The organism is Rhodococcus sp. LW-XY12 (assembly GCF_019317345.1).
GTDB lineage: Bacteria > Actinomycetota > Actinomycetes > Mycobacteriales > Mycobacteriaceae > Rhodococcus > Rhodococcus pyridinivorans.
Genome location: NZ_CP079225.1, coordinates 933,278 through 955,814 on the forward strand (window position 1 = coordinate 933,278; position 22,537 = coordinate 955,814).

The window sequence follows — 22,537 nt, forward strand, 5'->3', positions numbered from 1 at the left end:
CTATCGTGCGCCGTATACGTGGTGCAGACATCACCCGTCGTGCGACGACGAAGGGATCGGACGATGACCGCAGCGGCCTATGCCGAGTTCCTGCCCGAGAACTACCGATCGGCCTGTCGAGAACCGGAGTCCACCTGGTGGGACTGGCGCGGTCGCCGCGTCCACATCGCCCGCAACCCTCGCCCCGATGCTCCGGTGCGCGTGATGGGAATCCACGGCGCGGGCGGCCATTCCGCGGCGCTCTGGTCGTTCGCCTCGCTGGCCGCGGACGACGACGTGGACATCCTCTTCCCGGACATGCCCGTCTACGGCCGCACCGTCGAACCCCATCCCTCGCAGGTCCGGTACTGCGATTGGATCGACCTGCTCTGCGACCTCGTTGCCGCCGAACGCGCCGACGATCCCCGGCCGCTGGTCCTCTTCGGCGCGAGTATGGGCGGGATGATGGCCTACGAGGTCGCGGCTCGCACCGGGCAGGTGGCCGCGGTGATCGCGACCTGCCTCCTGGACCCCGGCGATGCCGAAGCCCGGGCGGCTGCAGCCCGATGGGGCTTCGCCGGAAGGATGGCACCCTCGGTTCTGCCGCCTGTGGCCCGGGTGGCGGGTGATCTCCGGTTGCCGATCAGATGGCTCGTGCGGATGAACCGGATGAGCAACGACCGTGACCTCACACGCATGTGCGAGTCCGATTCTCTCGGGGGAGGGGTCCGGATCCCGCTGGGATTTCTGGCCGACTGGTTCACCTACCCGCACACCGCACCCGAGGACTTCACCGCAGTCCCGGTGACGCTCGTGCATCCCGCCGCCGACCGCTGGACCCCACCGGAAGCCAGCCTGCGGTTCCTCGACCGCATCTCCGGGCCGACGCAGGCCGTCCTGCTCGAGAACTGCGGGCACTGGCCGATCGAGGAGCCCGGCCTCACTCGGCTGATCGCCGCGACGCGCGCCGTCATCGCAGGGGTGGCCGAACAGGCGTAACCACGGAGCCGGCACCCGGACGCGGGTTCCCTTCGGGCGGCCGCCGGCTGTGTCACCATCACACCGTGAACCGGATGCCTGGCACGGTGCCGTCGCGATGAACGGCGCGTGGATCCTGCTGGTCGTCATCGCCGGGATCGCGGTGACCGCCGTCGCGTCGCGTCGCGACCTGCAGGCTCCGCTCGTGCTCGTCACCGTCGGCGCACTGGTGTCGTTCGTGCCGGGTCTGCCGCGGCTCGAACTGGATCCGGAGGTCATCCTCGGGGTCGTCCTGCCGCCGCTGCTGTATTCGTCGGCCCTGCGGTTCTCGGTTCCTACCTTCCGGCAGTATCTGCCGTCGATCCTGCGGCTCGGGATCTACACGGTGCTCGTCACGGCGTTCGTCGTAGCGTGGACGGCGTCCGCGATGATGGCGACGCTGACCTTCGGTGCGGCACTCGCTCTCGGCGCGGTCGTCGCACCGACCGACGCGGTCAGTGCCGTCGCCGTGGGACAGCGACTCGGACTGCCGAAACGGGTCATCGCGGTGCTGACCGGGGAAGGTCTGGTCAACGACGCCACCGCCCTGACCCTGTTCACCGTGGCGATCTCGGCCGTCACCGGCACACACATCCTCGCCGACTCGCCGTTCCTGTTCTTCCTCTACGAGGTCGCGGGCGGGATCGCCGTCGGCCTGGTGCTCGCGTACGCCGTCCACCTGATCCGCGCCCGGATGTACGACTCGCCTCTCGAGACCGTGCTCGGCCTGGTGCTGCCGTTCGCGGCCTATCTCGCCGCCGAGGAGATCCACGCCTCGGGAGTGCTCGCCGTCGTCGCCGCCGGACTGTTCATCGGGCACCGTGCCACCGAGGTCTCGGTGAGCACGCGACTGCAGGAACGCGCGGTGTGGAAGAGCGTCGACGTGGTGCTCGAGACTTTCGTCTTCGCCTACATGGGCCTGCAACTGCGGTTCGTCCTCGACGAGGTCCGCGACAGCGGCGCCGACCTGCGCCTCGCGTTGCTCGGTGCAGTGGTGATCCTGCTCGTCGTCATGATCGTGCGACCCGCATGGGGTCTGCTGCACTGGGGGCGACGCGCGCTCGTGCGGCGCGCCGGATCCGAACGCCTCGGCCGCGACCAGCTGAATTTCCGGGAACATGTCGTGGTGTCGTGGGCGGGCATGCGTGGGGTCGTCACCCTCGCCGCAGCCGGTGGGGTGCCCGTGGTGATCGCATCGGGTGCTGCCTTCCCCGGCCGCGAGATGATCCAGATCTCCGCGCTGGTCGTCGCCATCGGCACACTCCTCATCCAGGGCGCGACGATGCCGTGGCTCATCCGCAGACTCGACGTCACCGACCCCTACGAGCGGCTGCGGACCGAGGAACAGATGACCGTGGCCCGCAGGATCTCGGCCGAGTCGAGCGACCGGGTTCTCACCGAACTCGCCGCGCATCCACCTGACGGCGTGGACCCGGAGATCTACGACAGACTGCTGGCCAAGGCACGCAAGTCACTCCGATCCCGGCAGGAGGCGGAGACCGTCGAGGACACCGCGGAGGACGCCGGAACACGACTGGCCGCGTTGTTCGACGACATCCGGCGGGCATCCCTGCGGGCGCGACGCCAGGCCCTCATCGACGCTCGCGATCGGGGTGAACTCGACGACGAGATCCTCCGCGACGTGCTCGAGAGCCTGGACATCGACGAAGCGGCGGTGGAGGAGCGCATCCGCCGCCGTCGTCAGGACGGCAGTGCACAACGGTAGGACAACCGGGCGCAACGGTAGACTTTCCGCAAGTGAACACCCCGCACGGCCCGGAACAGGTGCCGCACGATCCCCGCACCGACGTCTCCGTTCGGTTCGCTCTCCGGTCACCTGCTCGTCTGAAGACCGAACTCCTGGCCGGCCTGGTCGTGGCGCTCGCCCTGATCCCGGAAGCCATCGCCTTCTCCGTGATCGCCGGCGTCGACCCCCGGGTCGGGCTGTTCGCCTCGGTGACCATGGCCATCACCATCGCGATCGTCGGGGGACGGCCCGCGATGATCTCGGCGGCGACCGCGGCCGTGGCACTCGTGATCGCCCCGGTGTCCGAGCAGTACGGGGTGGACCATCTCATCGCGACGGTGATCCTCGGCGGCGTCTTCCAGGTGCTGCTCAGCTTCCTCGGCGTCGCCAAGCTCATGCGGTTCGTGCCGCGCAGCGTCATGGTCGGCTTCGTCAACTCGCTCGCGATCCTCGTCTTCGTCGCCCAGATCCCGCACCTCGTGGACGTGCCGTGGATGGTCTACCCGCTGGTGGCGGCAGGTCTGCTGGTGCTGGTATTCCTCCCGAAGATCACCGAGGCCGTGCCGGCTCCGCTCGTCACGATCGTGCTCCTCACCGTCGTGACCGTGGCCTTCTCGCTGAACGTGCCGGACGTCGCGGACCAGGGTGAACTGCCCGAGAGCCTGCCCACCCTCTTCTTCCCGGACGTGCCGCTGACCTTCGAGACCCTCCGGATCCTCGCGCCGTATGCGCTCGCGATGGCCCTCGTCGGCCTCATGGAATCGCTGATGACGGCCAAGCTCGTCGACGACATCACCGACACCCGGTCGGACAAGACCCGCGAGGGCTGGGGCCAGGGCGTCGCCAACATCGTGACCGGATTCTTCGGTGGCATGGGCGGCTGCGCCGTCGTCGGCCAAACCATGATGAACGTCAAGGTCTCCGGGGCACGGACCCGTCTGTCCACCCTGGCGGCCGGCGTGTTCCTGCTGATCCTCGTGGTCGCGCTCGGCGACATCGTCGGTCTGGTTCCGATGGCCGCCCTCGTCGCCGTGATGATCATGGTGTCGATCGCGACGGTCGACTGGCACAGCGTCCACCCGCGGACGCTGCGGTTGATGCCGCTCAGCGAGACCGTCGTCATGGTCGTCACCGTCGTGGCCACGGTGAGCACCGGCAACCTCGCGATCGGGGTGTCGCTCGGAGTGCTCACCGCGATGGTGCTGTTCGCCCGCCGGGTCGCGCACATGACCACGGTCGAGAGGACCCTCACGAGCGACGACACGTGCACCTACCGGGTCACGGGGGAACTGTTCTGGGCGTCGAGCAACGATCTCGTCTTCCAGTTCGACTACATCGGCGACCCGGAGAACGTCGTCGTCGACCTCACCGCCGCCGACATCTGGGACGCGTCCACCGTCGCGACCTTCGATGCGATCCAGCAGAAGTACGCGGCCAAAGGCAAGACGGTCACCATCGTCGGACTGGACGGCGCGAGCCTAGAACGCCTCCGCCGGTTGTCCGGCCGACTCGGTGGGGAGAACTGACTGCGCCTCCCGGGAGCAGACTGCCGTTGTCGAGGCGCAACTCGACCGCGATCGATTCGACGTAACGTGAGCGCATGATCGCGATCGAGCTCGCCGCGGTGGTACTGCTCCTGGTGCTGGTCGTGGTCTCGGTGGTGCTGTGGACCCGGCGGGTGGTCACCACACCCGCCGAACGCGCGGTCCACGCGACCCTGCACACGGCGTCCCTCGCGGCGCGCCCCCTGCGCGCCGGGCTCGACGCGTCGTCCGCGAAGGAGGCCGCTCCGCACCTGCGGATGCTGCTGGCCGAAGCGCGCGCGGTGGCGCTGCTGGACGAGAACGGCGCCCTGCTCGCCTGGGACGGCCCGTTCGACGAACTGACGGACGCGATGATCACCGCCGCGGGCCGTGCCGTCGCCGACAAGCGTCGCGTGCTCGTCGGGCACCACGACCTGCGACGAGACCACGGCGACCTCGCGGCCCGCGCACTGATCGCCCAGCCGCTCGTCGTGGAGGACATGGGTGTGGCGGGGGTGCTCGGCGTCGTGACGACCGTCGAACCCGGCCCGGCGCTGCTCGGCGCGATCACCGAGGTGGCGCGGTACGCGTGCAGTCAGATCGAGCTGGCCGAACTCGATGCCTCCCGCGCCCGGCTCGACCGCGCGGAGGTCCGCGCGCTGCGCGCCCAGATCAGTCCGCACTTCATCTACAACGCGCTCAACACGGTGGCGTCGTTCGTCCGGACCGACCCGGACCGGGCCCGCGAACTGCTGCTGGATTTCGCCGACTTCACCCGCTACTCGTTCCGCGCGGCCGGTGAGTACACCCTGCTCGCCGACGAACTGCGCAACATCGACCGGTACCTGACGCTCGAACGTGCCCGCTTCGGCAACGCCCTCGAGGTGCGCCTGCAGATCGCGCCCGAGGTGCTCAACGTGACGCTGCCCTTCCTCGCTCTGCAGCCGCTCGTCGAGAACGCCGTGCGGCACGGGATCGCGGGCAAGGAAACTCGCACGGGCACGATCACCATCACCGCGGCGGACGAGGGCACCGACTGCGTCATCAGCGTCGAGGACGACGGGATCGGCATGGACCCGGACCTGCTGCGATCGGGCACGCTCGACGCGATCGCCGAGAGCGAGCACGGCAGCGGTGTCCGCGAGTCCGCGCACGTGGGTCTCGCCAACGTCGACGACCGGCTGCGTGCGGCCTTCGGTAACGACTACGGCCTCGTCGTCGAGACCGCGCCGGGGGCCGGCACCCGGGTGAGCATGCGCGTGCCGAAGTTCAGGGCGGGTATCCGGCCGTGAGGAACACCGGGCATGGCACGATGGATTCGCCGTGAACGAGATCACAGACAACCTGACCGTGCTGGCGGTCGACGACGAACCGCCCGCCCTCGACGAGCTGGCCTACCTGCTGCGCGCGCAGGAGGAGATCGGCGTCGTCCACACCGCGGGAGACGCGACGACCGCTCTGCGCGTGCTGCGCGACGGAGGCATCGACGCGGTTTTCCTCGACATCAACATGCCCGGACTCGACGGGCTGGAACTCGCAGGCATCCTGCGCAATTTCGCGGTGTCCCCGGCCGTGGTGTTCGTGACCGCGCACGACGATCGCGCGGTCTCGGCGTTCGACCTCGGCGCCGTCGATTACGTCCTCAAGCCGCTGCGGGAGGAACGACTCGCCGAAGCGGTCCGGCGGATCGCCGAACGCAGCCGACCCGCGGCGCAGGCCGCATCCGACACCGGCCAGAGCGACGACGTGATCCCGGTCGAGCTCGGCGGTGTCACCACGCTCGTGCCGCGCTCGTCGGTCCACTGGGTCGAAGCCGAGGGCGACTACGCGCGACTGCACACCGCGACCGGTTCGCACCTGGTGCGGATCCCGATATCGACGCTCGAGAGCCGCTGGGCCGATGCCGGCTTCCTGCGCGTGCACCGCTCCTTTCTCGTGGCGCTGCCGCTCGTCACCGGTATCCGCAGTGTGGGTTCGGGTCTCGTCGTGTGCCTGCGCAGCGACAGCAACTCCCCGCCCGTCGAACTGCCGGTCAGCCGCCGGCACACGCGGGAACTCAAGGACCGGCTCATCCGCGGTCCGATGCAGTCGTGGACGTCGCGATGAGCACCACCGGCGGATCGCCCCCGCAGCGGCAGCGTGTTGTCCTCGCCGAACGGCGCGGGGCGCGCATGGTCCGCACCCGGGTCGAGGTGCAGCAACAGACCGAGGTGGGCGACGCGATGGTCCGCGGGCTGGTCCGGGCACAGCTCGGGCTCGCCCTGCGGGTCGCGCTGTTCACCGTGTGCCTGCTGGGCGCCATTCCGGTGCTGTTCCATGTCGCTCCCGGTCTCGCCGTGGTGACGGTCCTCGGGATCCGCCTGCCGTGGGTGTTGCTCGGTGTGGTCGGTTATCCGATCCTGCTCGGTATCGCGTGGGTGTATCTGCGCCTCGCCGAACGCAACGAGCAGGATTTCACCGACCTCACCGACGATTGACGACCCCGTGAGCGGATCGATTCCCGTCGTCACCGTCGTCGGTCTCGTCGCCGCGGCGATCGCCACCGTCGCGATCGGTGTGTACGGCGTGCGGATGGCGCGCACCACCTCGGACTTCCTCGTCGCCTCCCGCAGCGTCGGGCCACGCTGGAACGCCGCAGCCATCTCCGGTGAATACCTCTCGGCGGCATCCTTTCTCGGGGTGGCCGGGCTCGTCGCGAAGTTCGGTGCCGATGCCCTGTGGTATCCCGTCGGTTTCACGGCGGGCTATCTGGGTCTGCTGCTGTTCGTCGCTGCGCCGCTGCGACGTTCGGGTGCCTACACCGTCCCGGACTTCGCGGAGTTCCGGCTGGGGGAGAAGTGGCTGCGCACGCTGTCGATGATGGTCGTGGCGATCATCTGCATCCTGTATCTGGTGCCGCAGTTCCAGGGCGCGGGACTCACGCTCAACATCCTTCTGGGAGTGCCCGACTGGGTGGGCGTCGCCGTGGTCGGGGTGATTGTCGTGGCCAACGTGGTCGGCGGTGGGATGCGCTCGATCACGTTCGTGCAGGCCTTCCAGTACTGGCTCAAGCTCACCGCGGTCGCCCTGCCCGCACTGGTCCTCACGTTGCACTTCGTCGGCGACCACCGGGCCGTCGACGAACCCGTGCCGCCCACCGTCGCGGAGATCACGACCGTCGACGTGACGATCGACGTGGTCGTGCAGGTCGCCGAGCCGTTGCCGGTCGTGGTGACCGGGGAGATCGACGGCCGATCGGTCGCAGGTGACTTCGAACTCGAGCCGGGAGAGCACGTCCTCGGGGCAGGCACCGAACTCGTCCTCGATGCCGGTTCTCCGGTGCCGGTGGTGGCCGGTGCGCCGACCGACAACGACAGCTGGGCGTCGCCGGGGGCCGGATTGGGGGCGAGCAGCGAACATCCGTTGTTCCAGGTCTACTCGCTGATGCTTGCGACCTTCCTCGGAACCATGGGTCTGCCGCACGTGCTGGTGCGCTTCTACACGAACCCGGACGGTCGCGCGGCGCGCATGACGTCCTTTGCCGTGATCGGGCTGCTCGGGCTGTTCTATCTGTTCCCGACGCTGCTCGGAGTGTTCGCGCGCCTGTACGTCCCGCAGTTGCTCATCACGGGACGGTCGGACGCCGCGGTGCTCTTGCTGCCGGGATCGGTGCTGTCCGGCTGGGGAGGGCAGTTGCTCGCGGCCCTCGTAGCCTCGGGCGCGATCGCGGCCTTCCTGTCGACCTCCTCCGGGTTGCTGGTCAGTGTCGCGGGCGTGCTGTCCACGGACGTGCTGCGCGGACGGGTGCGCGATTTCCGGATCGCCGCGGTGCTCGCGGGCGTGGTGCCGCTCGTGCTGGCGCTGTCGGTGACCTCGCTCGACCTGTCGCGTTCGGTGGGACAGGTCTTCGCGATCGCTGCGTCGACGCTGTGTCCGCTGCTGGTCCTGGGGATCTGGTGGCGTGGCCTCACCGCGATCGGTGCCGCGGCAGGGATGGTCGTCGGTGGTCTCGTTGCGGGGGGCGCCGCCCTGGCCACCGTGCTGCTGCCGATCGATCCGTCGGTGGCCGCAGGGTGGCCGACGGTGCTCTCTGCCTATCCTGCGGCGTTGAGCGTGCCGCTGGCGTTCGTCACGATGATCGCGGTGAGCGTGCTGACGCGTCGCCGGATCCCGCGCGACGTCGGCAGGACCTTCTCTCGCATGCACGTGCCCGAGCGGCTCGGCATGGGCCGCGACCGCGAACTCGGAGCGTTCGGCGACCGGGGGCGGGGACCCGGGGAGAGGCGCCGTTCGTCGCGGTGACGTGACCGTTCGTCGCACGAGGACACCCCTCGTCGTTCCATCTCTTGCCTCCTCTGTTCGTGTGACAGCCGTCTCATTAGCGTTGTGATCATCCTCACCTCACACGACGACCAAGGAGTCGGTAGTGACCACAGCACCACTCAGCGAGAGTGGCGTACCCCAGCAGCGACGGATACCGACGCCGCAGGAGTTCGTCACGATGCAGGAGAGCCCGGAGTTCCAGGAACTGCGCAGCCGTCTGCGCCGTTTCGTGTTCCCGGTGACGGCGTTCTTCCTGGCCTGGTACGCCCTGTACGTCCTGCTCGCCACCTACGCGGACGAGTTCATGGCGACGAAGGTCATCGGCAACATCAACGTCGGGCTGATCCTGGGTCTCGGCCAGTTCGTCACGACCTTCGTGATCACCGCCGTCTACGTGAAGTTCGCCGGCCGTGAGCTGGATCCGCGTTCCGCCGCGATCCGCGAGGAACTGGAAGGACCGCAGCAGTGACCGTTCTCGCGCAGAGTGGGGCCGACGTCGGTAACCCGATCCTCAACATCGCCATCTTCGTCGCGTTCGTCGTCGTGACGATGGGCCTGGTCATCAAGGCCAGCCGCACGACGAAGAAGGCCTCCGACTTCTACACCGGCGGTGGCCAGTTCTCCGGGCCGCAGAACGGCTTCGCCATCGCCGGCGATTACCTGTCGGCCGCGTCGTTCCTCGGTATCGCCGGTGCGATCGCCGTCTACGGATACGACGGCTTCCTGTACTCGATCGGCTTCCTCGTCGCATGGCTCGTCGCCCTACTGCTCGTCGCCGAACTGCTCCGCAACACCGGCCGGTTCACGATGGCCGACGTGCTGAGCTTCCGGCTCAAGGAACGCCCCGTCCGCATGGCGGCGGCGCTCTCGACCCTCGCGGTGTCGCTGTTCTATCTGCTCGCACAGATGGCCGGCGCCGGCGGACTCGTCGCGCTGCTGCTCGACATCGAGGGCAAGGCCGGCCAGGCGATCGTCGTCGCGGTCGTCGGTGTGCTCATGATCGTGTACGTGCTCATCGGCGGCATGAAGGGCACGACCTACGTGCAGATGGTCAAGGCCGTGCTGCTCGTCGCCGGGGCGGGCCTGATGTTCGTGCTCGTCCTGTTCGCGGTGCGGGGCAACTTCTCGCAGCTGCTCGCCGACGCTCAGGCGATGGTGTCGAGCTCGTCGAACGAGGCCGTCGCGCAGCGTGACGTGCTCGCTCCCGGTGCCAAGTACGGCATCAGCAACATGACGCAGATCGACTTCCTCTCGCTCGGTCTCGCGCTGGTCCTCGGCACCGCGGGCCTGCCGCACGTGCTGATGCGCTTCTACACCGTGCCGACCGCCAAGGAAGCACGTCGTTCGGTCACCTGGGCCATCGCCCTCATCGGCGCCTTCTACCTGTTCACCCTGGTGCTCGGTTACGGTGCCGCGAAGATGGTCGGCCCCGACGCGATCCTCGGCGCTCCCGGCAAGGAGAACTCTGCGGCTCCGTTGCTGGCCTTCGAACTCGGCGGCACTCTGTTCCTGGCGATCATCTCGGCCGTCGCCTTCGCCACGATCCTTGCGGTCGTCGCCGGCCTGGCCATCACCGCCTCGGCATCCTTCGCCCACGACATCTACGCCAGTGTCATCAAGCGTGGCAACGCCACCGAGGACGAGCAGGTGCGGGTCTCGCGGATCACGGTCGTCGTGATCGGTCTGGTGGCGATCGTCCTCGGTATCCTCGCCATGGGACAGAACATCGCCTTCCTGGTGGCCCTGGCCTTCGCGGTCGCCGCCTCGGCGAACCTGCCCACCCTGCTGTACTCGCTGTTCTGGCGGAAGTTCAACACGACCGGCGCCCTGTTCAGCATCTACGGCGGTCTGATCAGCTGCCTCGTGCTCATCGTGTTCTCCCCGGCGGTGTCCGGTGCACCCTCGGCGATGTTCCCGAACGTGGACTTCTCGTGGTTCCCGTTGTCGAACCCGGGCATCGTGTCCATCCCGCTCGCGTTCGTCCTCGGCATCGTCGGCACCTACGTCGGACGCCGCAAGCAGGAGGACCGGTACAAGCAGGCGGAGATGGAGGTCCGCTCGCTCACCGGCGTCGGTGTGGAGAAGGCCGTCTCCCACTGATCCTTCGTGCCGCAGTGGCCCGCTCCCGATCGGGGGCGGGCCACCGTCGTGTCGGGGCGCCCCGCCGGCGGAACGGACCGTCTACTGTTGCGGCTCATGGCGAAACTCGAAGTGTCCACCGATCTTCCGCTCGATCCACAGGCTGCCTGGGAGCACGCTTCCCGCCTCGAGTCGTTCGGGGAGTGGCTGAGCATCCACGACGGGTGGCGCAGCGACCTGCCGGACACCCTCGCCGAGGGCACCACCCTGCAGTCGGTGGTATCCGTCAAGGGCATGCGCAACCGCGTCACGTGGACCATCGTCGAACTGGACGCGCCGCACCACGTGGTGCTGAAGGGGACCGGCAAGGGAGGTACGAAGTTCTCCATGCGACTCGCCGTTGCAGCTCGCGGGGACGGTTCGACGCTGTCGATGAAGATCGACCTCGGCGGTGCGCCCCTGTTCGGTCCGATCGGATCGGGGGTTGCGCGCGTCCTGCACGGCGACCTGCAGTCGTCGCTCGACACCTTCGCACGCCGCTACGGCGGGAACTGACGCCCGGCGCAGCGCGACACGACGCTCGGTCTCATCGAGCAGGAACATGATCCGAAGCGGCCGCGCTCCGACGGTGAAGTCGTTCCACGCCGCTTGCGTACCAACGCTTACCGAAGATCAGCGCCACGATCGCGAGTGCGTACACCAGCGGGGTCAGTTGCAACGCGGCGAGTAGCCCCAGACGGTCGGCGAGGATCCCGACGACGAACGGTCCGGTCGCCAGCCCCAGGACGTTGTTGGCGACGGTGAGAGTGCCGAGCGCGGAAGCCCGCATCGACTCGTGGGTCAGCCGTGCCACCATGGCCGCGGTGGGACCCGAGGACCCGGCGGCGAAGAATGCTCCGATCCCGATGAGAGTCAATTGCGCCGAACCGGGTGCCAGCTGGAATCCGATGCCGAGGGACACGAGCGATACGAGGCAGAATGCGATGGCGCTGGTCCACTTCGCCGACGGGTTCGTGCGGCTGACCCGGTCGGTGATCATCCCGCACACCACCATGCCGGTGCCGATCAGCAGGACGAAGATCGATGCGACCATCCCGGCCTTGTCCGGGGCCAGACCGTACTCGCGGTTGAAGAAGCTGGGCGTCCATGCCAACAGCACCGCGGCGGTGAACATCTGCAGGCCGCCCCCGAGGTAGGCGCACCAGACGGCTGGGCTGGTGAACAGTGTGGAGATCGGTACCCGGATCGGGGGTGACGAATCCGGACGAGGAGACAGCTCGATCGGGGTGTCCTGACCGACTTTGTGCGCCGCCAACCTGCCTTCGGTGACCAGGGTGCGGAACAGGGCGACGAGGATCAGGCCGAGGACCGCCATGGCCGCGAACGACCACCGCCAGCTCAGGTGCACCGCGATGACGCCACCGAGCGCGACGCCGATGACCGAACCGAACGAGCCGCCGGCCATGAAGGCGCCGCTGAGTGCGGAATGGACCCGCGGGACGAAGACGCTCAGGATCACGGCGATGCCCACGCTGCCGTAGGCGGCCTCGCCGACTCCGACCAGGAAGCGGGCGATGAGCAGCTGTTCGTAATTGGCTGCCACGGCGCAGAACAGCGTCGCGATACTCCAGATCACCGCCATCAGGGTGAGGCTCCGCACCCGGCCCCACCGATCGGCGAGGAGCGACAGTGGGAAGGTCAACAGGCCCACCATGAGGGCGACGATGCTGGTGAGCGACGCGAGTTGCGAATCCGACAGTGCCCAATCCGCTTTCAGGAACGGGAAGACCGCGCTGAGCACCTGGCGCGACATGTAGTCCGAGAGCAGCAGCGCGAACGTCAGCGCGAAAACCAGCCAGGGATACGCGATCCGTCGGCGTGGACGCCTCTCGGGTGCGGGGTGACCGGAGTTCGTGTGGACGCCAGGAGATTCGGGGTCGAGTTCGGCAGAGGTGCCGATCGGAGTGGGGAGAATTCCCATGGGAGCTCCTCGGTAGGAAAGGGAGGGTCAGGAACCGATGCTGCGGACCCGCTGGGCCTCGAGTTCCTCCGCAAGGATCGGGACACCGAGATTGCAGGCATGGATTCCGAGAACGCTGACCATCTGCAGCACGGTGAGGATCTCCTCGCGGGAGACACCGAGGTCGAGTGCAGCCCGGATGTGCCGGCGTACACCGGGGGCGTACATGTGGGTCGCAGCGGCGTCGATGGCGATGCTGAGCAGTTCCACGAATCGGGGAGTGAATACACCTCGCCGGTGGGGGAGGGCGTTCATCGCCATGAATTGCTCGGTCCACTCCGGGTCCCAATCGGACAGTTTGTCCCACAATGGGTTCCACTGTCCGTCTCGGCGCATGGCGTCCAGGGTCGGGGTCGGATCGGGTTCTGTCGTCACGCGACACTCGTTTCATGCGAAAGAAGGGGAGGTGGCAGGGTATGCATGCCGGTCCACGATTGTCGTGGTGCACATCACAATAATCGGTGTGCGACGTGCTTACTTATCCCTACGGGACACAGCTCTGTCCATTTCGGGACACTCAGGCTTCGGAGCGCTTGCGCCATTCTCGGGGAGTCATGCCGAAACGGCGGGTGAACCAACGCGAGAACCCGCTCGGGGCCGAGAACGACAACATTTCCGAGATTTCGGCGAAGGTGTGGCGCCCGCTCGTCACCAGCCGCTGGGCGAGTTCGGCCCGGGTGTCGTCGACGACCCGGGTGAAGGTCTGTCCCGATCTGGCCAGGTGCCGGTGAACGGTGCGTCGATCCACACCGAGACTCGCTGCCACCTGGTCGACCGAACAGCGCCCGGTCGGTAACAACAGTTCGACGAGTTCCCGGACCCGCCGCTCGAGCGTGGGGGTCTCGGATGCGGAGAGGTCGTCGAGGACCTGTTGCGAATAACTGCGGAGGACAGGATCGGAGAGGCGATTGGGTAGATCCAGATCGCCGGTGTACACGACGATTCCGGAATACTTGCCGTCGAAGACGAGGGGAGCGTCGAAGACGCGACGGTGCGTGCTGTCGTCGCCGGGCCGGCCGTGTTCGAAACACACCGATACGGGTCGCCAGCGGTCGCCGAGCAGATACTGCAGAAGTTGGTGGATGACGGCGACCGCGAGTTCCGTGGCCTGACGCACGGGCATGGGTTCGCCCGGTTCGACGCGGAGGACGATCGTCGACAGCCCGTCATGTTCGGTGACGTCGATGAACAGCGCCTCGCTGTACGTGTGCTGGAAACGGATCAGCATGCGCAGGGCGCTACGGGCGTTCGGTTCGTCGCGGATGGCCACGCTCAAGGGGCCGAGGGTCGACCGGCGTCGCCGTTCGGCGAGTCTCAGCGCGAAATCCTGGTGGGCGGTGACGGCAGCGGACAGTTCCAGCAGGCGGACGATCGACGCCGCCGGTACCCACCGGTCCTGCAGGTCGAGTCCGGACGGATCCAGCTCGACGCTGCGCAACAGCTCGATCGGGTCGACCGAGAGCGAGCGGGCGAGTTCGACGAAACCCGTCAGTGTTGCGTAGCGCGCCAACGGCTTCGGCAGCGTCATCGCGCATCTCCTCGATCTCCCGGCGACCGGAAGGACTGTCCCCGAATGGCAACGAATATGTCCCGTAGGGATAAGTATTCCGGATCTGCGCTCATTAGTCTCGTGTTATCGGCGTCACACCCACTCTGCGCTAGCAGAACGCTCGACATCCAAGGAGAACACAGATGGCACACGCGATCCGCTTCCACGAGACGGGCGGCCCCGACGTCCTCGAATGGGAAGCCGTCGAGGTCGGCGATCCCGGCCCCGGCGAAGTGCGGATCCGACACGAAGCCGTCGGCCTGAACTTTGCGGACACCTACTTCCGTACCGGGCTGTACCCGGCGCCGTTGCCGGCGGGAATGGGCGTCGAGGCCGCCGGCGTGATCGAGGCGGTCGGCCCCGGCGTCACCGATTTCCACGAAGGCGACCGCGTCACCTACACGGGAAGCCCGCTCGGTGCATACAGCACCGAACGAGTGATGGACGCTGCACACCTCATCGCACTGCCGGACGCGATTCCCTTCGACACCGCGGCCGCGATGACCATGCGCGGCCTGACCGCGGCGTACCTCCTGCGCCGCATCCACCCGCTCGAAGCCGGCGACACGGTCCTGCTGCACGCCGCAGCCGGGGGCGTCGGCCTGATCTTCTGCCAGTGGGCGAAACGGTTGGGAATCAACGTCATCGGAACCACGTCCACTGACGAGAAGGCGGAGGTCGCTCGGTCCTACGGTTGTACCGAGGTCATCGTCCACACCCGTGAGGACATCGCGGAACGTGTGCGCGAGCTGACCGACGGAGCCGGTGTGCCGGTCGTGTTCGACAGCGTCGGAGCCTCGACCCATCGTTCCTCGCTCGATTCCCTCGCCCGCCGAGGCCTGCTCGTCGCGTTCGGAACGGCCTCCGGCCCCATCCCACCGATCAGCGCCATGGACCTCGCGGTCAAGGGCTCACTGTTCGTCACCCGGCCCGCGCTCGCGGACTACATCTCCGATCCGATCGAGCGAGCCGAACTGGCGAACGAGCTGTTCGCACAGGTCGCCGCCGGAGATATCGAGATCGAGATCAACCAGCGATACGCACTCGCCGACGCCGAACGAGCGCACCGCGACCTCGAAGCCGGCATCAGCGTCGGCTCGTCGGTGTTCTCGCTCTGACCTTCGGCCCGATCCACCCCCTCACGCTCAGGAGACCGTCATGACCACCTTCGACCACGCCCACGTCCGGGACGAGACACGTCGCCGATTCTCGATGGACGTACGACCGCTGACCGGCAGCATCGGCGCAGAACTGCACGGCGTAGACCTCGCCGAGGTGGCCCGCGACGACGAACGGTTCGCAGAACTGAAGGCGCTGCTGCTCGAACACAAGGTGTTGTTCTTCCGGAACCAGGAGATGAGCAGGGCCGAGCACGTCGCGCTCGCCGAGCGTTTCGGCTCGCTCGAGGACCATCCGGTACTCGGCAGCGATCCGGAACATCCCGGCCTGGTCCGCATCTACAAGGACCTCGACAGCCCACCCGAGGCGTTCGAGAACTCCTTCCATTGCGATGCCACCTGGCGGGAGAACCCGCCCATGGGATCGGTGCTCCGATGCGTCGAAGGTCCCGCCGTCGGTGGCGACACGATCTGGGTGAACATGGCACTCGCCTACGAGCAACTCCCGGGGCACGTGAAGGAACAGATCGCCGGGCTGCGCGCGCGTCACAGTATCGAGGCATCTTTCGGTGCGCGACTGCCGATCGACAAGCGACTCGCGCTGAAGGACCGGTTCCCGGACGCGGAGCACCCCGTCGTCCGCACCCATCCCGAAACGGGGGAGAAGGTCCTCTTCGTCAACAGCTTCACCACACACTTCACGAATTTCCATACGGCACAAAACGTCCGCTGCGGTATCGACTACGCCCCCGGGGCGGGCGAGCTGCTCCGGTACCTGCAGAGCCGGGCGATGATCCCCGAGTACCAGGTCCGGTGGCGATGGACGCCGAACAGCGTGGCGATCTGGGACAACCGGTCCACCCAGCACTACGCGGTCCAGGACTACTGGCCTGCCGTCCGGAGGATGGAGCGCGCCGGAATCGCCGGCGATCGTCCCTTCTGACCTTCGAGAACTTCCTTCCCTCATCACGCACGACCCGATCCACAGGAGACCACGATGCACTTCCACGACGATGCCTTGTTCCCCGAATGCCAGGAGAAGCTGGTCATCACCGCGGCCCCGTACGGACCCGAATGGGAGCCGGAGGACTTCCCGGAAGACCTGCCGCTGACGATGGACGAGCACGTCCAGCAGGCGGTGGACTGCTACGAGGCCGGAGCCACGGTGCTGCACATCCACGTTCGCGAACTCGACGGCAAGGGCAGCAAGCGCCTGTCGAAGTTCAACGAACTGCTCTCCCGCCTGCGCGAAGCGGTGCCGGACATGATCCTGCAGGTCGGAGGATCGATTTCCTTCGCGCCGGAAGGTGAAGGTGCCGAAGCGAAGTGGCTCTCGGACGATGTTCGGCACATGCTCGCCGAACTGGATCCCAAGCCGGACCAGGTGACCATCGCCATCAACACCAGCCAGATGAACATCATGGAGCTCATGACCGCGGACGACATCGCCGGCACCTCCATGGAGCGTCCGGAACTCGCGGTGACCTACCGGGAGATGACCGTGCCCGCCGGGCCGGAATGGGTCGAGGAGCACCTGCGGCGCCTGCAGGCCGCCGGCATCCAGCCGCACTTCCAGCTGTCGTCCGTTCCGCAGCTCGAGACCGTCGAACGCCTGATCCGGCGCGGCATCTACACCGGTCCACTGAATCTGACCTGGGTGGGGATCGGCGGCGGTTTCGACGGACCGAACCCGTACAACATCATGAACTTCGTCCAGCGTGTGCCGGACGGCGCGTGCCTGACGCTCGAAACCCTCATGCGTTCGGTGCTGCCGGTCAACACGATGGCCATCGCCATGGGGCTGCACACCCGCTGCGGCAACGAGGACACCCTCTGGGGACGCAAGGGCGAGAAGATGACCTCGGTCGAGCAGATCCGGCAACTGGTCCGTCTCGCAGACGAACTCGGCCGTGAGGTCGCCACCGGCAAGGAAGCCCGTGAGATCTACCGGATCGGCGAGACCTACCGCGACGCCGACGAAACGCTCGCCGAACTCGGCTACGCCCCCAACCGCCGCCCGGGACAGGTCGGCTTCACCCACCACGGCTGACACCCCTCGGCTCCCGTCCGATGGGAAATGCTCTGCACCAAGGAAAGTTTCGGAGAAGGATGTACGACACCGAACCGACCGTGATCATCGTGCCCGGCCTGCGCGACCACGTCGCCGACCACTGGCAGACACTGCTTGCCGATCGGCTCGACCGGGTCCGCACCGTACCCCCGCTCGACCACGACCGACTGAGCCTGAACGCACGGATCGCCGCTCTCGACGCGGTCGTCAGCGACGTCGACGGTCCGATCGTGCTGGTCGCGCACAGCGCCGGCGTCCTGATTGCCGTTCACTGGGCCCACACATCGACCAGACCGGTCCTCGGCGCGCTGCTCGCAACACCGGCCGATATCGAAAAGCCGCTCCCCGAAGGTTGTCCGACCACGGACGACCTCGGTCGAGGCGGTTGGCTCCCGATGTCACGGCGCCGCCTTCCCTTTCCGAGCATCCTCGCAGCGAGCAGCAACGATCCACTCGGGGACCGGCGCCGGGTCGCGGGGCTGGCCGAAGCGTGGGGCAGCCGGTTCGTCGACCTCGGTGAGGTCGGGCATCTGAATCCGGCCTCCGGCTTCGGTGACTGGCCCGCCGCCGATCTGTTCATACAGGAACTGCTCCAGCGGTCCGGAGCAACAACGCGCGAGACCGCCCCCGTTCCGTCCGAATCCTGAAAGCGAACCCACGATGCTCAACCTGTCCGTTCTCCTGGAGGATTCCGCCCGACGGTATCCCGACCGGGACGCCTTGGTGCTGGGGAAGACCCGGATGGGCTACGGCGAACTCGACGCCCGAGCGAACCGGGTGGCCAACCTGTTGATCGCGCGTGGAATCGCGCCGGGCGACACCGTGGCGATGTCGATCCCCAACGTGCCGGAGTTCGTGATCGTCTACTACGGCATCCTCAAGGCCGGCGCCGTCGTGGTGCCGTTGAACATCATGCTCAAGGGACATGAAATCGCCTACCATCTGCAGGATTCCGGCGCCCGGGCGTTCTTCTGCTCCGAAGGTGGACCCGACCTGCCCATCGGTGAATACGGTCGTGCCGGTTTCGCCGCAGCACCGAAGTGTCGCGACATGTTCGTCGTCGGCGGACTCGATGGTGCGGACAGTCTCGATACTGCGCTGGGGGAAGTATCGGATGTCCGCTCGTCGGTGGTACGTGATCCGCAGGACACGGCGGTGATCCTCTACACCAGCGGAACCACAGGAAAACCGAAGGGAGCCTGCCTTTCCCACTCGAACATGGTGACGAACGCGCTCACCGCGAACCGTCTGTTCGACAGCAGTCCGATGTGTCCCGACACGTACCTGGTGACCTTGCCGCTGTTCCACTCCTTCGGCCAGACCGTGACCATGAACGCGGGACTGTCGGTAGGGGCCACGCTGGTCCTCCTGCCACGTTTCGATGCCCTCACCGCACTGACACTGATGATCGAGGAGGACGTCACCGTTTTCGCCGGGGTCCCGACGATGTACTGGGCTCTGCTCGATGCGGTGGACGAGACGGTCGACGTGCAACGGATCGCCGCCACGATGCGCCGGGCGATCTCCGGTGGCGCCGCCCTGCCCGTCGAGATCCTCACCCGGTTCTCCGAGCGCTTCGGTGTCCGGATCCTCGAGGGCTATGGGCTGTCCGAGACGTCTCCGCTCGCGTTGTTCAGCGATCCGGAACGCGACCCGCGGCCCGGATCGATCGGCGTCCCGGTCTGGGGAGTCGAGGCCCGCCTCGTCGATGCCGACTGGAACACAGTCACCGAAGTCGACACGGTCGGAGAACTGGCATTGCGCGGCCACAACGTCATGTCGGGATATCTCGGCCGGCCCGATGCCACCGCCGAAGCGATGCGAGACGGCTGGCTGCGTACCGGCGACCTCGCTCGCATGGATGCGGACGGTTTCTACTACATCGTCGACCGCGCGAAGGATCTGATCGTGCGCGGAGGCTTCAACGTCTACCCCCGAGAGATCGAGGAAGTACTGATCACCCACGAAGCGGTGTCACTCGCGACGGTCGTCGGCGTTCCCCACGAGGTGTACGGCGAGGAGGTCGGCGCCTTCGTCATCCTCGAGGCAGGGGCGCAGATCACGGAAGAGGAATTGATCTCCTGGTGCCGCGACCGGATGGCGGGATACAAGTATCCGCGTTCGATCGAGATCGTCACGACGCTTCCGACGACCGCGACGGGCAAGATCCTCAAACGCGAACTCGTCGCCACGGTACGGACGAGCACGGTATCGACGGGCACGGTGTCGACGAGTCGGGGTTCGTCGGATGTCGGCTGAGGTCGAGGTGACGTCGGCGCCACAGGACGTCGTCCGCCCGGAAACGACGTCGGTGGGTCCGCGTTCCCGAGCGGCCGCCCTCGCCGCAGGTATCGCGGTGTGCGCGGCCGGCGCTGCGATCGCGATCGGGTTCGGTCGGCTGTTCCCTGCCGTGAACCCGATGCTGATCGCGATCGTGTTCGGAGCACTGGTGGCCAATCTGATTCCCGTCCCGGCGTGGATCGGCCCAGGTGTGGATTTCTCGACCAAACGGCTGCTGCGCCTCGGCATCGCCGTGCTCGGCCTCCAACTGGTCTTCCACGACATCCTCGCCCTCGGGTGGGGTGTCATCGCGCTCGTCGTGGTCATCGTCGCGGCCGGGATCACCGGGACGATGTACCTGGGGCGGGTCCTCGGACTTTCGTGGACTCAGCGGGTCCTCATCTCGTGCGGATTCTCGATCTGCGGTGCCGCGGCGGTGGCTGCCGCAGACGGAGTCGTCGACGCGAAGCGCAAGGAGGTGATCACCTCGATCGCGTTGGTCGTCGTCTTCGGCACACTGATGATCCCGGGGATTCCGCTGCTGGTGGGAGTTCTGGGGATGGACGACCTGCAGTCCGGCATCCTCGCCGGTGGATCGATCCACGAGGTCGCGCAGGTGGTCGCCGCCGGAGGCATGATCGGCGGCGGAGCCCTCGCCGTCGCCACCGTGGTCAAGCTTGCCCGTGTCCTGATGCTGGCCCCGGTGATGGCATATCTGGGCGTGGTCCGCCGACGGCGCAGTCGCGAGACGGGCGTCCACGAGGACACGGTCGGCCGGCAGCCGCCTCTGGTGCCGGTGTTCGTGATCGGATTCCTGGCAGCGGTGGCGGTGCGGTCCTCCGGACTGCTTCCCGACGTCGTGCTCGAGCACGCCGCGCTCGTGCAATCAGCGCTGTTGACCACGGCCATGTTCGGGTTGGGTCTCGGGGTCCGGGTCGGACTGCTGCGCTCGATCGGGCTGCGACCGTTCGTGCTCGCTGCGGCCTCCACCCTGTGGGTGGTGCTGATCACCCTCGTCGGTGTTCTCGTACTGAGCTGAACCGGCCCGTGCCCGGTATTGCCGGTGGCAGGTCCCCGATAGTCGGTCCGGTCGTTCCTAGAGCCGGTTCCTCTGTGCAGTCGATCAGTCGATCTCGCACGCCACGGGCTGGTGCCGGTGGGTGCATCCGGCAGCGTACTCGGCGGGGGTCTTGTACCCCAATGCCGAATGACGGTGTCGGTGATTGTGGTCGTCCTTGAAGTCCTCGATCACCACCCGGGCCTCGAGCAGAGTGGGCCAGTAGTTGCGGTTCAGACACTCATCGCGCAACCGGTTGTTGAACGATTCGATGAACCCGTTGTTCCACGGCGTACCCGGCGGAATGTAGGACACCCCCACCGACCCAGCACAGAAGTCCCGCAGCGCTTCCGAGATGAACTGAAGGCCCGTTGTCCATGCGCAACACCAGCGGCGGCCCACCCCACATCGCGAACGCCTTCTCCAAGCCTTCGATCAACCGACCGGCGGTGATCGAGCGGTCCACGATGTTCAACAACGACATCCGGGTATGTTCATCGACCATCGACGCGATCTTCACCGTCTTGCCGTCGACGGTCGAATCGAACTGGAAGTCCAATGCCCACACAACATTCGGAGCATCTGCGTCGACGGCCGGAACGGAGGACTGGCCGGCACGCTTGCGGCGTGGGGCACGCCGGACCTGCAATCCTTCTTCTTTCCACAGGCGGTGCACCTTCTTCTTGTTCACCTCGATGCCCTGGTCGTAGCGCAGCCACGCCCACGCCCGACGGAACCCGTGCCGCGGATGTTTGCGGGAATAGCTGCGCAACTCTGTGCGCAGGTCAGCGTCCGGGTCGTCCGGTGTCTGCGCCAACGGCAGCCTCCGGTAGACCGATCGGGAGAGCCCAACGACCTTGCACGCGAACCGTTCCGACATCTGCAGGGTGTCGGTGAGCATGGTGATCGCGGCGCGTTTGGCGGTCGGGCTTAGAATTTTCCCTTCGCGATCTCCCGCAACGCGTCCTTCTCCAACTCGGCATCTGCGAGCAATCGCTTGAGCCGGCTGTTCTGCTCCCGCAGTTCCTTGAGCTCCTTCGCCGCATCGGCATCCATGCCGCCGTATTGACGACGCCAGTTGTACAGCGTCGCCGCCGACACCTCGAGTGCGGCAGCGATCTCTTCGCCGTTCTTGCCTACCGCGGCCAACTCGTCGGCTCGGCGCAGCTTGCGCACGATGTCCTCCGCCGAGTGACGTTTGCGTCCCGCCATGATTCCTATCGTCCCTTCTTCGCCCTTACCAGGGCAATCAGGACTCTAGAACAACCCGGACCTACTCACAGGGGACACGCCACGGCCATCGGACCACTTCCGGCAGTTCACAAGCCGGCACGACAGCCAGCTCGGGATCTACCACTATCCGCCGATGAGTGCCGCGCCCCTGCCCGGCCAGCTCCGCGGCGGCGCTCACACCGACTTCGGCAGTCTCACCCTCCTGTACGGCGAGCCCTCGGTCCGAGGCCTCCAGATCTGGAACGGCGAGGAGTGGGAGGACGCCCCCGTCGTCGACGGGGCGATCGTGATCAACATCGGTGACCTCATGCAGCGCTGGACCAACGACGAATGGAACTCCACGCTGCACCGCGTCGCCAACCCGATCGACGGGGAATGGGACCGAGCGCGCTACTCCATGGCGTTCTTCCACCAGCCCCACCACGACGCCGTGATCGAGAGCCTGGACCTCGCCCATGAGGCCAAGTACCCGCCCATCACCTCCGGCGAACACTTCCAGCGCAAGCTCGACGCACTCATCCTCACCTCGTCCTGATCCCCCGGCGCACGACCACACCGACCC

Annotated in this window: 20 protein-coding genes and 1 pseudogene; 17 read left to right on the forward strand and 4 right to left on the reverse strand. The window is 67.0% G+C overall.

Going from position 1 to position 22,537, the window contains the following annotated elements; translation table 11 throughout:
• Window positions 1-63 precede the first annotated feature (63 nt).
• The 10 genes from KXC42_RS04480 to KXC42_RS04525 all read left to right on the forward strand — a co-directional run bounded on the left by KXC42_RS04480 (window position 64) and on the right by KXC42_RS04525 (window position 11,202).
• A complete protein-coding gene (locus KXC42_RS04480) occupies window positions 64-978 on the forward strand; it encodes an alpha/beta hydrolase (protein ID WP_219129973.1) in 915 nt (304 codons plus the stop codon).
• Between the two features lie 97 nt (window positions 979-1,075).
• Window positions 1,076-2,722: a Na+/H+ antiporter gene (locus tag KXC42_RS04485; RefSeq protein WP_094980903.1), complete on the forward strand. Its 1,647-nt coding sequence runs from the start codon at window positions 1,076-1,078 to the stop codon at window positions 2,720-2,722.
• A gap of 32 nt (window positions 2,723-2,754) precedes the next feature.
• Window positions 2,755-4,269: a SulP family inorganic anion transporter gene (locus KXC42_RS04490; RefSeq protein WP_219129974.1), complete on the forward strand. Its 1,515-nt coding sequence runs from the start codon at window positions 2,755-2,757 to the stop codon at window positions 4,267-4,269.
• Between the two features lie 74 nt (window positions 4,270-4,343).
• Window positions 4,344-5,558 (forward strand): sensor histidine kinase, encoded by a 1,215-nt coding sequence (locus tag KXC42_RS04495; protein WP_024103121.1) that lies wholly within the window; start codon window positions 4,344-4,346, stop codon window positions 5,556-5,558.
• A 31-nt stretch (window positions 5,559-5,589) separates the two neighbouring features.
• A complete protein-coding gene (locus KXC42_RS04500; protein ID WP_006551612.1) occupies window positions 5,590-6,372 on the forward strand; it encodes a LytTR family DNA-binding domain-containing protein in 783 nt (260 codons plus the stop codon).
• Window positions 6,369-6,743, forward strand: a complete 375-nt coding sequence (locus KXC42_RS04505) for a hypothetical protein (RefSeq protein ID WP_024103122.1) — start codon at window positions 6,369-6,371, stop codon at window positions 6,741-6,743. The genes KXC42_RS04500 and KXC42_RS04505 overlap by 4 nt, the downstream gene beginning before the upstream one ends.
• Window positions 6,744-6,750: 7 nt before the next feature.
• Window positions 6,751-8,547, forward strand: coding sequence for a cation acetate symporter (locus KXC42_RS04510; protein WP_019289890.1), 1,797 nt, complete (start codon window positions 6,751-6,753; stop codon window positions 8,545-8,547).
• A gap of 124 nt (window positions 8,548-8,671) precedes the next feature.
• The gene (locus KXC42_RS04515) at window positions 8,672-9,037 is read left to right on the forward strand and encodes a DUF485 domain-containing protein (RefSeq protein WP_019289889.1); all 366 of its coding nucleotides are present in this window, start codon (window positions 8,672-8,674) and stop codon (window positions 9,035-9,037) included.
• Window positions 9,034-10,668 (forward strand): cation acetate symporter, encoded by a 1,635-nt coding sequence (locus KXC42_RS04520; protein ID WP_219129975.1) that lies wholly within the window; start codon window positions 9,034-9,036, stop codon window positions 10,666-10,668. Before KXC42_RS04515 ends, KXC42_RS04520 begins: the two co-directional genes overlap by 4 nt.
• 96 nt (window positions 10,669-10,764) lie before the next feature.
• Window positions 10,765-11,202, forward strand: coding sequence for an SRPBCC family protein (locus KXC42_RS04525; protein ID WP_219129976.1), 438 nt, complete (start codon window positions 10,765-10,767; stop codon window positions 11,200-11,202).
• Between the two features lie 31 nt (window positions 11,203-11,233).
• Here KXC42_RS04525 and KXC42_RS04530 read toward each other — a convergent pair whose 3' ends face one another.
• The 3 genes from KXC42_RS04530 to KXC42_RS04540 form a co-directional block, all read right to left on the reverse strand.
• A complete protein-coding gene (locus tag KXC42_RS04530; RefSeq protein ID WP_219129977.1) occupies window positions 11,234-12,628 on the reverse strand; it encodes an MFS transporter in 1,395 nt (464 codons plus the stop codon).
• 27 nt (window positions 12,629-12,655) lie between these two features.
• Window positions 12,656-13,042: a carboxymuconolactone decarboxylase family protein gene (locus KXC42_RS04535; RefSeq protein WP_138841829.1), complete on the reverse strand. Its 387-nt coding sequence runs from the start codon at window positions 13,040-13,042 to the stop codon at window positions 12,656-12,658.
• Window positions 13,043-13,184: 142 nt separating this feature from the next.
• The gene (locus tag KXC42_RS04540; RefSeq protein WP_219129978.1) at window positions 13,185-14,195 is read right to left on the reverse strand and encodes an AraC family transcriptional regulator; all 1,011 of its coding nucleotides are present in this window, start codon (window positions 14,193-14,195) and stop codon (window positions 13,185-13,187) included.
• A gap of 164 nt (window positions 14,196-14,359) precedes the next feature.
• On the opposite strand from KXC42_RS04540, the gene KXC42_RS04545 reads away from it, so the two are divergent.
• The 6 genes from KXC42_RS04545 to KXC42_RS04570 all read left to right on the forward strand — a co-directional run bounded on the left by KXC42_RS04545 (window position 14,360) and on the right by KXC42_RS04570 (window position 20,724).
• The gene (locus tag KXC42_RS04545; RefSeq protein ID WP_219129979.1) at window positions 14,360-15,334 is read left to right on the forward strand and encodes a quinone oxidoreductase; all 975 of its coding nucleotides are present in this window, start codon (window positions 14,360-14,362) and stop codon (window positions 15,332-15,334) included.
• A 94-nt stretch (window positions 15,335-15,428) separates the two neighbouring features.
• Complete coding sequence (locus KXC42_RS04550) at window positions 15,429-16,277, forward strand: TauD/TfdA family dioxygenase (protein WP_219130436.1); 849 nt, start codon at window positions 15,429-15,431, stop codon at window positions 16,275-16,277.
• 54 nt (window positions 16,278-16,331) lie between these two features.
• Window positions 16,332-17,384: a 3-keto-5-aminohexanoate cleavage protein gene (locus KXC42_RS04555; protein ID WP_071934441.1), complete on the forward strand. Its 1,053-nt coding sequence runs from the start codon at window positions 16,332-16,334 to the stop codon at window positions 17,382-17,384.
• 59 nt (window positions 17,385-17,443) lie between these two features.
• Entirely contained in the window at window positions 17,444-18,052 is a 609-nt protein-coding gene (locus KXC42_RS04560; protein WP_219129980.1) for an alpha/beta hydrolase, read from the forward strand.
• Between the two features lie 13 nt (window positions 18,053-18,065).
• Entirely contained in the window at window positions 18,066-19,664 is a 1,599-nt protein-coding gene (locus tag KXC42_RS04565; protein WP_219130437.1) for a long-chain fatty acid--CoA ligase, read from the forward strand.
• Complete coding sequence (locus KXC42_RS04570; RefSeq protein WP_219129981.1) at window positions 19,654-20,724, forward strand: YeiH family protein; 1,071 nt, start codon at window positions 19,654-19,656, stop codon at window positions 20,722-20,724. The genes KXC42_RS04565 and KXC42_RS04570 overlap by 11 nt, the downstream gene beginning before the upstream one ends.
• Window positions 20,725-20,808: 84 nt before the next feature.
• Here KXC42_RS04570 and KXC42_RS04575 read toward each other — a convergent pair.
• Window positions 20,809-21,954 (reverse strand): annotated as a pseudogene (locus KXC42_RS04575) (IS3 family transposase).
• 136 nt (window positions 21,955-22,090) lie between these two features.
• Between KXC42_RS04575 and KXC42_RS04580 the strand changes: the two are divergent.
• Complete coding sequence (locus KXC42_RS04580; protein ID WP_257606154.1) at window positions 22,091-22,510, forward strand: 2OG-Fe(II) oxygenase family protein; 420 nt, start codon at window positions 22,091-22,093, stop codon at window positions 22,508-22,510.
• Window positions 22,511-22,537 lie beyond the last annotated feature (27 nt).

Coding starts and splice junctions, on each gene's coding strand:
- KXC42_RS04480 (WP_219129973.1), top strand. CDS start 64: ATGACCGCAGCGGCCTATGCCGAGTTCCTGCCCGAGAACTACCGATCG.
- KXC42_RS04485 (WP_094980903.1), top strand. CDS start 1,076: ATGAACGGCGCGTGGATCCTGCTGGTCGTCATCGCCGGGATCGCGGTG.
- KXC42_RS04495 (WP_024103121.1), top strand. CDS start 4,344: ATGATCGCGATCGAGCTCGCCGCGGTGGTACTGCTCCTGGTGCTGGTC.
- KXC42_RS04505 (WP_024103122.1), top strand. CDS start 6,369: ATGAGCACCACCGGCGGATCGCCCCCGCAGCGGCAGCGTGTTGTCCTC.
- KXC42_RS04525 (WP_219129976.1), top strand. CDS start 10,765: ATGGCGAAACTCGAAGTGTCCACCGATCTTCCGCTCGATCCACAGGCT.
- KXC42_RS04530 (WP_219129977.1), bottom strand. CDS start 12,628: ATGGGAATTCTCCCCACTCCGATCGGCACCTCTGCCGAACTCGACCCC.
- KXC42_RS04540 (WP_219129978.1), bottom strand. CDS start 14,195: ATGACGCTGCCGAAGCCGTTGGCGCGCTACGCAACACTGACGGGTTTC.
- KXC42_RS04545 (WP_219129979.1), top strand. CDS start 14,360: ATGGCACACGCGATCCGCTTCCACGAGACGGGCGGCCCCGACGTCCTC.
- KXC42_RS04550 (WP_219130436.1), top strand. CDS start 15,429: ATGGACGTACGACCGCTGACCGGCAGCATCGGCGCAGAACTGCACGGC.
- KXC42_RS04555 (WP_071934441.1), top strand. CDS start 16,332: ATGCACTTCCACGACGATGCCTTGTTCCCCGAATGCCAGGAGAAGCTG.
- KXC42_RS04560 (WP_219129980.1), top strand. CDS start 17,444: ATGTACGACACCGAACCGACCGTGATCATCGTGCCCGGCCTGCGCGAC.
- KXC42_RS04565 (WP_219130437.1), top strand. CDS start 18,066: ATGCTCAACCTGTCCGTTCTCCTGGAGGATTCCGCCCGACGGTATCCC.
- KXC42_RS04570 (WP_219129981.1), top strand. CDS start 19,654: ATGTCGGCTGAGGTCGAGGTGACGTCGGCGCCACAGGACGTCGTCCGC.